Source organism: Xanthomonas sp. SHU 166 (genome assembly GCF_000364685.1).
GTDB lineage: Bacteria > Pseudomonadota > Gammaproteobacteria > Xanthomonadales > Xanthomonadaceae > Xanthomonas_A > Xanthomonas_A sontii.
The window spans coordinates 1-11,568 of record NZ_AQOJ01000135.1; the positions used below are offsets into that span (position 1 = coordinate 1).

Annotated in this window: 14 protein-coding genes; 7 read left to right on the forward strand and 7 right to left on the reverse strand. The window is 67.0% G+C overall.

What is annotated here, in order from left to right; genetic code table 11:
* Nucleotides 1-557: UdgX family uracil-DNA binding protein (locus tag D180_RS05255; protein ID WP_017911976.1), on the forward strand; the 557-nt coding region annotated here is incomplete at its 5' end.
* Between the two features lie 120 nt (nucleotides 558-677).
* Here D180_RS05255 and D180_RS05260 read toward each other — a convergent pair.
* The 3 genes from D180_RS05260 to D180_RS05265 form a co-directional block, all read right to left on the reverse strand.
* On the reverse strand, nucleotides 678-1,268 hold the full coding sequence (locus D180_RS05260; RefSeq protein WP_017911977.1) for a fasciclin domain-containing protein: 591 nt from the start codon (nucleotides 1,266-1,268) through the stop codon (nucleotides 678-680).
* A 248-nt stretch (nucleotides 1,269-1,516) separates the two neighbouring features.
* Nucleotides 1,517-2,134 carry a pentapeptide repeat-containing protein gene (locus D180_RS22850; protein ID WP_198526515.1) on the reverse strand — a complete coding sequence of 206 codons (618 nt, stop codon included), beginning with the start codon at nucleotides 2,132-2,134 and terminating at the stop codon, nucleotides 1,517-1,519.
* A gap of 248 nt (nucleotides 2,135-2,382) precedes the next feature.
* Nucleotides 2,383-3,051 (reverse strand): class I SAM-dependent methyltransferase, encoded by a 669-nt coding sequence (locus D180_RS05265; RefSeq protein ID WP_017911979.1) that lies wholly within the window; start codon nucleotides 3,049-3,051, stop codon nucleotides 2,383-2,385.
* A 444-nt stretch (nucleotides 3,052-3,495) separates the two neighbouring features.
* Here D180_RS05265 and D180_RS05270 point away from each other — a divergent pair, with 444 nt between their 5' ends.
* The gene (locus tag D180_RS05270) at nucleotides 3,496-3,969 is read left to right on the forward strand and encodes a hypothetical protein (RefSeq protein WP_017911980.1); all 474 of its coding nucleotides are present in this window, start codon (nucleotides 3,496-3,498) and stop codon (nucleotides 3,967-3,969) included.
* A gap of 420 nt (nucleotides 3,970-4,389) precedes the next feature.
* Entirely contained in the window at nucleotides 4,390-6,027 is a 1,638-nt protein-coding gene (locus D180_RS05275; RefSeq protein WP_019801501.1) for a Na+/H+ antiporter, read from the forward strand.
* A 196-nt stretch (nucleotides 6,028-6,223) separates the two neighbouring features.
* Here the strand turns inward: D180_RS05275 and D180_RS05280 are convergent, their stop codons facing one another.
* Complete coding sequence (locus D180_RS05280; protein WP_017907652.1) at nucleotides 6,224-6,703, reverse strand: Lrp/AsnC family transcriptional regulator; 480 nt, start codon at nucleotides 6,701-6,703, stop codon at nucleotides 6,224-6,226.
* 159 nt (nucleotides 6,704-6,862) lie between these two features.
* Here D180_RS05280 and D180_RS05285 point away from each other — a divergent pair, with 159 nt between their 5' ends.
* From D180_RS05285 to D180_RS05295, 3 genes are all read left to right on the forward strand, one after another.
* On the forward strand, nucleotides 6,863-7,744 hold the full coding sequence (locus D180_RS05285; RefSeq protein ID WP_232760341.1) for a DMT family transporter: 882 nt from the start codon (nucleotides 6,863-6,865) through the stop codon (nucleotides 7,742-7,744).
* A gap of 171 nt (nucleotides 7,745-7,915) precedes the next feature.
* The gene (locus D180_RS05290; protein ID WP_017911983.1) at nucleotides 7,916-8,863 is read left to right on the forward strand and encodes an ABC transporter ATP-binding protein; all 948 of its coding nucleotides are present in this window, start codon (nucleotides 7,916-7,918) and stop codon (nucleotides 8,861-8,863) included.
* Nucleotides 8,860-9,621 (forward strand): ABC transporter permease, encoded by a 762-nt coding sequence (locus tag D180_RS05295; protein ID WP_017907655.1) that lies wholly within the window; start codon nucleotides 8,860-8,862, stop codon nucleotides 9,619-9,621. The genes D180_RS05290 and D180_RS05295 overlap by 4 nt, the downstream gene beginning before the upstream one ends.
* 80 nt (nucleotides 9,622-9,701) lie before the next feature.
* On the opposite strand, the gene D180_RS05300 is transcribed toward D180_RS05295, so the two are convergent.
* Nucleotides 9,702-9,944: a DUF3297 family protein gene (locus D180_RS05300; protein WP_010343635.1), complete on the reverse strand. Its 243-nt coding sequence runs from the start codon at nucleotides 9,942-9,944 to the stop codon at nucleotides 9,702-9,704.
* A 149-nt stretch (nucleotides 9,945-10,093) separates the two neighbouring features.
* Here D180_RS05300 and D180_RS05305 point away from each other — a divergent pair, with 149 nt between their 5' ends.
* On the forward strand, nucleotides 10,094-10,639 hold the full coding sequence (locus D180_RS05305; protein WP_017907656.1) for a hypothetical protein: 546 nt from the start codon (nucleotides 10,094-10,096) through the stop codon (nucleotides 10,637-10,639).
* Nucleotides 10,640-10,658: 19 nt separating this feature from the next.
* Here D180_RS05305 and D180_RS05310 read toward each other — a convergent pair whose 3' ends face one another.
* Both D180_RS05310 and D180_RS05315 read right to left on the reverse strand, forming a co-directional pair.
* Nucleotides 10,659-10,943: a DUF4031 domain-containing protein gene (locus D180_RS05310; RefSeq protein WP_017907657.1), complete on the reverse strand. Its 285-nt coding sequence runs from the start codon at nucleotides 10,941-10,943 to the stop codon at nucleotides 10,659-10,661.
* A gap of 8 nt (nucleotides 10,944-10,951) precedes the next feature.
* A complete protein-coding gene (locus tag D180_RS05315; protein ID WP_043090521.1) occupies nucleotides 10,952-11,458 on the reverse strand; it encodes a hypothetical protein in 507 nt (168 codons plus the stop codon).
* Nucleotides 11,459-11,568: the final 110 nt, after the last annotated feature.

The window sequence follows — 11,568 nt, forward strand, 5'->3', positions numbered from 1 at the left end:
GGCAGCCGGCGACCCAGACCGTGTTCGGCGAAGGTCCGCAGGATGCCGCGGTGATGGTGGTGGGCGAGCAGCCCGGCGACGAGGAGGACCTGAGCGGGCGTCCCTTCGTCGGCCCGGCCGGGCGCTTGTTCGACCGCGCGTTGCAGGAACTGGGCGTTGAACGTGCAAGTCTGTACGTGACCAACGCGGTCAAGCATTTCCGTTTCGAGCAGCGCGGCAAGGCGCGGCTGCACCGCAATCCCGAGCGCGCGCATGTCGAGGCCTGTCGGATGTGGCTGGCTGGCGAACTGGCGCGGGTGCGCCCGCGCATCGTGCTGTGCCTGGGCGCGACCGCGGCGCGCGCGGTGCTGGGCAGCGGCTTCAAGCTGATGGCCCAGCGCGGGCAATGGCAGGCGCTGGATGACGGCACCCGCGCGCTGGCTACCGTGCATCCGTCGTGGGTGCTGCGCCAGCGTGGCGGCGAGGCGGGCGAGGCCGCCTATCACGGCTTCGTTCGCGAGTTGCGCGTGTTGGCGGAGCAGGCGCCGATGCCGCACGCGGGGAATTCCGGCAACTGACCGTTGGTGCGCGTGCTGCCGTTGCCGCCATCGGGGCGCGCCGGCGTGGTTGCAGGCGTGGACGTGCAAAACGGGGACGGCCGCAGCCGTCCCCGCGATGCCAATGCACCCCCGATGTGCTTACGGCATCAAAACCTTGTCCACCACATGGATCACGCCGTTGCTCTGCATCACGTCGGCGGTGGTGACGTGCGCCGTGTTGCCCTTGCTGTCGGTGAGCGTGACCTTGCCGCCGCGAGTCTTGGCGATCAGCGTTTCGCCCTGCACGGTGGTCAGCTTGGCGCTGCCGCCGCCGGCCTTGATCTGCGCCAGCAGCGCCGCCGCATCGAGCTTGCCGGGGACCACGTGGTAGGTCAGCACCTGGGTCAGCTTTTCCTTGTTCTCCGGCTTGAGCAACGTGTCCACCGTGCCGGCCGGCAGCGCGGCGAAGGCGGCATTGGTCGGTGCGAACACGGTGAACGGACCGGCGCCCTTCAACGTGTCCACCAGACCGGCAGCCTTGACCGCGGCGACCAGGGTGGTGTGATCCTTGGAGTTGACCGCGTTGTCGATGATGTCCTTGGTGGCGTACATCGGCGCGCCGCCGACCATCGGATTCGGCTTGGCTTCGCTCATCGCGGCATGGTCGTGCATCGCGGCTTGGCTGGGGGCGGCCATGGCGGGCAGGGAGACGAGGCCGGCGAGGGCCAGGGACAGCAAGTGGATCTTCATGGGCTTGCTCCTTGAAAGGGATGCGCGGCCAGTCGGCCGTGCACCTGTCTTTACGCGGCCTGCGCCGCCGCGGTTGCATCACGCCGTCCAGATAATGATGAACAGGGGGCGGCTACCGTCGCTCGCATCCAGGGCGGTTCAGGCGAGCGCCCTGTCGCACGGTGGTGCAGCCGCAAGGCCGGGCAGCGCTCCGGCGAACGGTCTATACCAGTGCAGGCAGGCCTCATCGTCGGCCTGCGCCGACGAGATCACCGACACTGAGAAGGGATGTCCATATCCTCGAATTGGGCTGCCAGTGGCAGAACGCCAGCCTCAAACCTGGCGCCACGCAAGTCGCATTTCCTGAATTTCGCATCGGCAAAGATGCAGTTGATGAATGTCGATGCTCTGAATTCGACTCTGTCAAAGACTGCGCCGGTAAAATCGCAGTCCATGAATTTTACCCGGCGGCCGCCGTACTCCACTCCGCAAGATCCGCCGGAAAACCTGGCTTTGACGAAATCGGTTTTTTCGCAGATCGCATCATCCATGTTGATCGCAAGCTTGCTTTTTGAAAAGTTGCAGTTTTTTATTTCCGATCTGCACAAAAGGGCTCCGTTCAAGTTGGCACTTTCGAAGCTGACATTCATGAAGGAACTATCGTTCGCACTTCCGGATATTTTCGAGTAAGACAGATCGGTGTTGCTGATCCTCGATTCGAAGAGATTTGCGGCTTTTAGCTGCTCCAGGACGGCAGATGGGCCGATGCTGATGCCGGAAAGATCAGCGTCGCGAATGATCGGCCGTCCAGCCGCGATCGAATCGATGCTGTCGATGATGCTCGCCAGATAGTCATGGTTTCGCCATTTGGCGGTTGTGTTTTTCATGGGCGGCCGCCTCGGCGATGAATTGGCGGCATGATATCTGCCATGCCGTTATGGTTGAGCGCGGCTGCAGCTTCGGACGCGCCGCGACGTCCGCACCCTGAGTGGCTGTCGGGCTCAGGGTCCAGGATCGATGATCGGTGTGTTGGAAATGTTTGTCCTGTTGCTTGGGCGGGATCATCCCGGCGATGCCGTTCTCGGAACGCCGCTTTGCGCTGCCGGCACGCGCTGGAGGGCCAAGGCGAGCCGGCTCAGCGGCGCTGCAGGACGTAGCTGTTCTCGAAGCCGTGGGCGCAGCCGAGTACATGGAAGTCGCCGAAGTAGCCGGCGGCGCGCAGCAGGTCCACTGCCGGGCCGACCTCCGGCGAGTACTCCCAGTCGCCGTAGTCGTCGAACACCACGAATCCCCCCGAGACGACGCTGGGCGCGTACAGCAGGAAATCCAGCAGCACGTTGCGCCCGGTGTGGCCACCGTCGATGTGCAACAGCGCCACCTTCGGCTCCATGGCGTAGAAATGTTCGGCGCAGAATTCGGAATAGCCGCGGATGAAGCGCGCATTGGGCAGCAACTGCTGCCGATAGTGGTTGAACTCCTCGAACTGATTCGGCAGCGCGAACGGATCCATGCCGATCACCCGGCGCTGGCGGCCAGACACCTCGTTCATCAGCACCAGCGACTTGCCCTTCCACACCCCGATCTCCACCAGATCGCCCGGCACGCCCTCCAGCAGCAGGCACAGATAGCCCAGCAGCCGCACGTGATCGTGGAAGGACAGCTCGCGCCGCTCCATCGCGTGTTCGGCCGGCAGGCCGGCCTGGGCCTGGACGAAGTGGTCGCCGATCAGGTCCCAGATCCGCGGAATGCTGCCTTCGGCCGCGTGTTCGTCGATGAAACGGTTGAGTTCCTGGATGGTGAGCATGCGGTCTCCGGCCGAATGCGCCGGTCCGTCACCGGCGCTGCAGTCGGATAGTAGCTCCAGCGCTGCCCCGGACGCCGCCATTTTGCATATGTCATGCCGGCGAGTGCGCCAAGTGCTGCCGGAGCATCCTGTAGGCGACGCACGCTCATGCCCGGCAGGGCCGTCGCGAGCCGTCGCCGTTCACACTGACTGGCAGCGCGCTCCCCTACGCCGGAAGGGATCAATAGGGTGGGTATTGGCCACAAATCAGGTTTTGCCCGGCATCCCTTGCCTTGGCCACGGCCGATTCTGTGGGTGCATGGCCTTCGCCAACCGCGATCCGGTCCTGGTCGATCAACTGGAAGCCGCTGGTTTCGCCAGTGCAACGCGATCGGCATCTGCCGTCGACCGGGATGCAAGGACATGCCACATCAACCGCACGATCACATGTAAAGAGAGGATGGCATGAAGTACTACCACTACGGTCCGGTGTCGATTCTGAGCAAGGTGAAGCGACTGGGCGGCAGCAAGGGATGGGAGTTCATCGAAAGCGCGCAGGATCAGTCGGAAGGAAAGCCGAAAGCGTGCTATGTCACACGCCTTTCGCCGGCGCAACTTGCCGACAACAGTAACCCGGTGGCGCGGGTGCTGGGCCTGAAGGCGACGCCGGGCGATCGCTGGCTGTGCTTTGAGATGGACTTGCCCGATGCCTGGGAAGAAAAAGGGGCTGCCGTGCTGGTCACGCCCATCAAGGGGGACAGAGGCAAGCAGGGAATCGCCCTGTTTCTTACCAAGCAAAACGGCTACGACGCGAGTATCGATGAAGGCGTGGACCCACGTAGCGACTACATCTATATCAATCGTGCGTACTGCACGCAAATATGGACCATCAGTACTGGCACGGGGAAAGGCAAGGCATTCGAACCCTACAAGCCGTAGTCGATCCGGTTCTGCGCCTGCTCGCTGCGCACGTTTTCGGCACGATGCGTGCGTGCGCGCATTTTGCGGACGCAGGGAGCGATGTGCCGTCGTTCCGCACCAGTGTTGCGTCAGGGAGCATGGACGGATCGTGCGCCGCTGGGCGCGATGCAGCCAGCGAGACAATGCGGCCGTGCGGTCACCATCGGTCGGTGACACACCGGGGGCGTCCATATCCGGACGGGATGGACGCTGCTTGGTCTGGGGCGAGCGCTGCTTACCTGGCGCGCCAGGTGGCGGCCACCCGTCCGGGCTGCAACATTGCGACATCAGCGTCCGGCTGCGCCGCCCCACTGGACATCGCCGCCGCGGTGCGCTTTGCTTGCAGGCTCCCCCATTCATGGGCGGCGCCGCCGGCGTGGCGCCGCCGTCCGGACGAGCATGCATTCGATCGAAGTGGTCTTGGCGATGTTGCTGGCCGTGGTGGCCAGCGGCTACCTGGTGCGCGTACTGCCGTTTTCGCTGCCGTTGCCGCTGGTGCAGATCGGCCTGGGCGCGATCATCGCCGGCGTGTTCAAGAAGGGTTATGCGCTGGAGCCGGAGCTGTTCTTCCTGCTGTTCCTGCCGCCGCTGCTGTTCCTGGACGGCTGGCGCATCCCCAAGCAGGGCCTGTTCCGCGACAAGGGCGTGATCCTGGAGCTGGCGCTGGGCCTGGTGGTGTTCACCGTCATCGGCGCCGGCTTCCTGATCCACTGGATGATCCCGACCATGCCGCTGGCGGTGGCGTTCGCGCTGGCCGCGGTGGTGTCGCCGACCGATCCGATCGCGGTGTCCTCGATCGCCGCGCGCGCGCCGATCCCCAAGCGGCTGATGCACATCCTGGAAGGCGAATCGCTGCTCAACGACGCCTCCGGCCTGGTCTGCTTCCAGTTCGCGGTGGCCGCGGCGATCACCGGCACGTTCTCGCTGGCCGACGCCTCGCTGACCTTCCTGTGGGTGGCGCTGGTCGGCGTGGCCGCTGGCATCGCGGTGGTGGTCGGCACCAGCCTGGCGCAGCGCTGGGTCTGGCGCCAGGTCGGCGAGGAGCCGGGCGCGGCGATCCTGGTCAACCTGCTGCTGCCGTTCGCCGCCTACCTGCTGGCCGAGGCGATCAACGCCTCGGGCATCCTCGCCGCGGTCGCCGCCGGCATCGCCATGAGCTACGTGGAGCTGAGCGGCCGCGCGCCGGGCAGCATGCGCGTGCAGCGCTCGGCGGTGTGGGACATGGTGCAGTTCACCCTCAACGGCATCATGTTCGTGCTGCTCGGCGAGCAGTTGCCGGGCATCGTGCAGGGCGCCATGCACAACATGGACGAAGCCGGCCACCTGGACCCGTGGTGGCTGCCTGCCTATGCGCTGGCGATCTACGTCGGCCTGCTGTTGCTGCGCTTCCTGTGGGTGTGGCTGTCGCTGCGCTGGACCCTGCTCAAGGCGCGCCGTCGCGGCGAGGACCGGCAGAGCCCGCCGTGGCGGATCGTGGTGGCGACCTCGCTGGCCGGCGTGCGCGGCGCGATCACCCTGGCCGGCGTGCTGACCCTGCCGCTGGTCCTGCCCAGCGGCGCCGCGTTCCCGGCGCGCGACCTGGCGATCTTCCTGGCCAGCGCGGTGATCGTCACCTCGCTGCTGGTCGCCAGCATCGGTCTGCCGCGGTTGCTGCGCGGCCTGGAGTTGCCGGAAGAGCCGACCGATCGCCTGGAGGAAGACCTGGCCCGCCGCGAGTCTTCGCGCGCGGCGCTGGCGGCGGTGGAGAAGCTGCGCCAGCGGCTGGTGCAGGACAGCGAGCACGCCGATCTCTACAACGAGGCCGCCAACCGGGTCAGCGCGCTGTACCAGCGCCATCTCGACCATGGCGAGGCGATGGAGAGCGATCCGGAGGAGGCGCGGCGCCTGGACGCGGTGCTGCGCCAGCTGCGGCACGCCGGCCTGCAGGCCGAACGCCAGGAACTGTTCAAGCTGACCCGCCAGCGCAAGATCTCCGACGAGATCGCCCGGCGGCTGATCCGCAACCTGGATCTGCTGGAGGCGCGGCGCAAGAGTTGATCGACGGCCGCGAATGGGGAGTCGGGAATGGGGATTCGTGAAAGCGGCTTCCTGGCGTCGTTTTGGGCTCGCCGCGATGCCACTTTCGGCGCGCGCCGGTTCACTGCTCGTCGCTTTCTGCCCGCCAGGGGCGCACGCCGGCCTACGCCCCTGGCGCTGTGTGGTCTGTTGCAAGCCGCGTGGCTAGCGCATCGCGCTAGGCGTCCTCGGCCAGCGGCGGCAGCCGTCGCGGCACCGGGGTCGACTTCACGATGGCGGAGTTGGTTTCGGCGCGATCGGTGACTTTTGCCAGGATGCTGTCCAGGTGCTCGATGTTGCGCAGGTACAGCCGGCAGATGAAGCAGTCCTCGCCGGTCACCTTGTCGCACTCGACGAATTCCGGGATGCGCTGCAGCAGTTCCTCCACCAGGTGCAACTGCCCCGGCAGCGGTTTGACCCGCACGATCGCCTGCAAGGTGTAGCCCAGCGCGCGCGGATCGAGCTCGACCGTGAATCCGGCGATCACGCCCTGGTGCTGCAGCCGGCGCACGCGGTCGGCGGTCGCCGGGGCCGACAGGCCGATCTGCCGGGCCAGTTCGCTGGTCGCCATGCGCGCGTCTTGCGCCAATGCAGCCAGGATGGCGCGGTCGATCGCGTCGAGTGGGGCGATGGCGGGAGGGGAAAGGCGGGTTTGCATGGTGACCTTCCTTTTTTTGGTGAATTCCGCAATTGGCCTAATTTTAAGCATGTTCTGGCGGAATTGCGGTTTCTACAATGACGGCTGTTCGCAGCATTGAAGGGAACCGGGATGGCCTCGAACGAGATTCGCCGTGGTGCGGCCGAGATGGTCGTGGCCATGCTCATGTCCGGCACGATCGGCTGGCTGGTGGTGTCGTCGGGGCAGTCGCCGTTCAACGTGGTGTTCTTCCGCTGCCTGTTCGGCGCGGCCACGCTGCTCATCGTCTGCGCGGCGCTGGGCCTGTTGCGGCGCAAGGCGTTCTCGCCGCGGATGCTGGCGCTGGTGCTGCTCGGCGGGATCGCGATCGTGGGCAACTGGCTGCTGCTGTTCGCCGCCTACGGCCGCGCCTCGATCTCCATGGCCACCGCGGTCTACAACACGCAGCCGTTCATGCTGGTCGGGCTCGGCGCGCTCGTGTTCCGCGAGCGCATCAGCGCCTCGACCGTGGGGTGGCTGGCGGTGGCGTTCGTCGGTCTGGTGGGCGTGGTGCGCATCGCGCCTGCGGTGCTCGCGGTGCCGGGCGAGTATCTGCAGGGCGTCGCCCTGGCGCTCGGTGCCGCGTTTCTGTACGCGGTGTCGTCGATCGTCACCAAGCACCTGAAAGGCACGCCGCCGCATCTGCTCGCGCTGCTGCAACTGGGCATCGGCATCGTGTTGCTGGCGCCGTTCGTGCATTTCGATGCCTTGCCTGCCCGTCCCGGCCAGTGGCTGGACCTGGTCGTGCTCGGCGTGGTCAATACCGGGGTGATGTACGTGCTGCTGTACGGCGCCATCCAGAAACTGCCCACAGCAATGATCGGCGCGCTGTCATTCATCTATCCGGTGGTGGCGATCGCGGTCGATCGCATCGCCTTCGGTCAGTCGCTGGCGTGGACACAGGTACTCGGGGCGCTGCTGATCCTGCTGGCGGCGGCCGGAGTCAACTTCGGCTGGCGCGTGCTGCCGTGGCCGCGCCCTGCGCGACCGGCCGTCGTCGACGTCGACACCGGACAAGGCTAACCAGGCGTCGCCACGGCCAAGACGGTCACGTTGCGCTGCGTGTGCAGGCATCGGCCGACGCACTGTCCCGCACGCGGGAGAGTGCTTCCGCCGGATCGGGATTTATCCATCACGAGCCGGCTTCTACCCTGGGGGCCGTTTCCGCAGCCGCCGCGCGCCCAGGGAGTTCCCGTGTCGCCGATCATTTCCGTACAACACCTGACCAAGACCTACGCCGGGGGTTTCCAGGCACTGAAGGGCATCGACCTGGAGATCCATCGCGGCGAGATCTTCGCCCTGCTCGGCCCCAACGGTGCCGGCAAGACCACGCTGATCAGCATCATCTGCGGGCTGGTCAATCCCAGCAGCGGCCGGGTGTTGGCCGATGGCCACGACATCGTGCGCGACTACCGCGCCGCGCGCGGCAAGATCGGCCTGGTGCCGCAGGAACTGGCCACCGATGCGTTCGAGACGGTGTGGGCGACGGTGCGCTTCAGCCGCGGCCTGTTCGGCAAGCCGCGCGACGACGCCCACCTGGAGCGGGTGCTGCGCGAGCTGTCGCTGTGGGACAAGCGCGTCAGCCGCATCTCCACCCTGTCCGGCGGCATGAAGCGGCGCGTGCTGATCGCCAAGGCGCTGGCGCACGAGCCGTCAATCCTGTTCCTGGACGAACCCACCGCCGGGGTCGACGTGGAGCTGCGCCACGACATGTGGCAGATGGTGCGGCGCCTGCGCGAGCAGGGCACCACCATCATCCTGACCACGCACTACATCGAGGAAGCCGAGGACATGGCCGACCGCGTGGGCGTGGTCAATCGCGGCGAACTGGTGCTGGTGGAGGACAAGCGCACGCTGATGCGCAAGCTCGGCAAGAAGCAACTGGCGCTGACCCTGCAGGCACCGCTGCACGCGTTGCCGCCGGCGCTGGCGGCGCAGCCATTGGAGCTGTCCGCCGACGGTACGACACTGACCTACACCTACGACGCGCAGGCCGCGCAGACCGGCATCGGCCCGCTGCTGCGGCAACTGGAGGCGCAGGGCGTGGAGATCAAGGATCTGCAGTCCAGCGAGAGTTCGCTGGAGGAGATCTTCGTCAATCTGGTGCGGCCGGCGTCGGCCGCGGCGGAGGTGCGCGCATGAACCTGCACGCGATCGCCGCGATCTACCGCTTCGAGATGGCGCGCACCTTCCGCACGCTGACCCAGTCCATCGCCTCGCCGGTGCTGTCGACCTCGCTGTACTTCGTGGTGTTCGGCGCGGCGATCGGTTCGCGCATGGGCGCCATCGACGGCATCAGCTACGGCGCCTACATCATCCCCGGGCTGGTGATGCTGTCGCTGCTCAGCGAAAGCATCTCCAACGCCTCCTTCGGCATCTACATGCCGCGCTGGGCCGGCACCATCTACGAGGTGCTGTCGGCGCCGGTGGCGTGGTGGGAGGTGGTGATCGGCTACGTCGGCGCGGCGGCCAGCAAGTCGGTGCTGCTGGGCCTGCTGATCCTGCTCACCGCACGCGCCTTCGTGCCGTACGAGATCGCGCATCCGCTGTGGATGTTCGGCTTCCTGGTGCTGACCGCGCTGACCTTCAGCCTGTTCGGCTTCATCATCGGCGTGTGGGCCGACGGCTTCGAGAAGCTGCAGGTGATCCCGCTGATGGTGATCACGCCGCTGACCTTCCTCGGCGGCAGCTTCTACTCGATCAACATGCTGCCGCCGCTGTGGCAGAAGATCAGCCTGTTCAACCCGGTGGTGTACCTGGTCAGCGGCTTCCGCTGGGCGTTCTACGGCAAGGCCGACGTGCACATCGCGGTCAGCCTGGGCATGACCCTGGCGTTCCTGGCGCTGTGCCTTGGCGTGGTGTGGGCGATCTTCCGCAGCGGCTATCGGCTCAAGCCCTGAGGTGCGGCGCCGGGGCCGCGGCGTGCGGCCGTGCGTCGCAGCAACATGCCGGCAGGCGCGGCGCCTGCCGGCGGTCGCGCCTACTTGGCGTCGAGCCAGAAGGCTTCGACCGTGCCCTTGACCTTCATGGTCATCGGGTTGCCGCGGCGGTCGCGCGCCTTGCCGACCTGGACGCGGATCCAGCCTTCGCTGATCGAGTACTCCTCGACGTTGTCGCGCTCCACGCCGTTGAAGCGGATGCCGACGCCGCGCGACAGCGTCTCGGCATCGTGGAAGGGGCTCTGCGGGCTGACCGCCAGGCGGTCGGGGGGCGTGTCGGACATCGTGGTGGCTTCGCGTGGCGGCGGACAGCGCCGTCTTCCGGGCTGCGAAGGATAAACGCCTGCGGCGCCGTTGCCGAGTTCCGTGCGCTTCCGTCGCCGCGGCGGGCACGGCACACTTGCACCTTCCCTTCCATCCGCCGGCTCACGCCATGCCCGACAACAGCACCGATTACGACGATCCCGACGATCTGCACGACGAGCTCGACGACGATCCGGACACCCAGCAAGGGCTGATCTGGAACCTGCTGCTGCTGATCAATCCCGGCGACGAGGAAAGTGCGCTGCGTCAGTTCAACGCGTTCCGCGAAGCGCGCGCCGAGCACGAGGGCGAGGAGGACGACGGCTGGTTGTGGACGCTGAAGGATGCCATCGACTGGAGTGCCGGCTTCTACGTGGACTGGAAGGACACCGAGTCGCTGATCGGCGCGATCGACGAACTGGCGACGCGCTGGAATCTGCGCATCGATTGGGGCGGCGACGTGGACGACGAGGACTTCCTCGACAGCCATGACGTGCCGGCGCTGCTGAACGTGGCCTACGACCGCCTGCGCGAACACGGCTACACCCTCTGGTGCTGGGACACCGAGGGCGATGCGTACGCCGGGTGGATGGCGCTCAGCCGCGACGACGAGGACATGCGGCGCCTGGCGGCGCTGCTGGACATCGAACTGCGCCCGGGCAGCGATCCGTTCTAGGCGGACGTGGCGCCGCCGTTCACCGCGCCTCGCCGCGCGCCTGCGCACGTGCATTGCGGATCAATGCTTTCAGCAGCTCGCGGTCGCTGTGCCGCGAGACCGGCACCGCACCCAGGCGGATCGCGTCGTCGCGCAGGGCGGCGGGCACGTCGTAGTGCGCGCCGCTGAGCTTGTTCTGGAAGGCGCGGCGGGGAATGCCCAGCCGCGCCGCCATGGCGTGCAGTTCGTCCAGCGTGTCGGCGAGCAGGTGGCCCCAGCGCTGGCCGCGCCAGGGATGCACCGCATCGTCGATGTAGACCGCCACGCGCCAGGTCAGGCCGGCTTGTGCGTGCCGTCGGCGTCGGTCGCCGCGCTGCCGTCGGCCTCCACCGGGTCGGTATCGTTCGTCGTCTTCTCGGCGTCGGCCCCGTCCTCGTCCGCATCCTCTGCCGCGCCATCGCCCGCCGCGAACTCGGCAACCAGCGCGTCCAGGTACTCGGTCGGGGTCTGGCCGGCCTCGGCCGCCAGCGCGTCGATCATCTGCTGCAGCTGCGCGGAGTAGTCCAGGGTGATGGTGTTGCCTTCCTGCTCCTGCAGGTTGGCCAGGTGCTTGAGCATCGCCAGCATCGGCACCGGATTGTCGGCATTGCCCATGGTCTGGCCACCGACCGACAGCAACCACTGGCGACCCTGCAGGCCGATCGCGGCCAGCACGCGGCCGCTCTCGTTCTGCAGCACGGCGTGGTTGGCGATGGGCTGCTCGCGGCCCAGGCGGGCGAAGGGGCGCGGCGACTGCTGCTTCTTGCGCTTGTCGCGCTTGGCTTTGGATTGCTTGGACACGGCGGTCTCGTTGGCGAAGTGGCGGCCATTGTAAGCGCCGCGCCGTGTGCGGTCCCGCCGGGACGGTGCGGCGCGGTCGTCGCCCGCGCCTGCGCGGCCGCTGGCGGCGC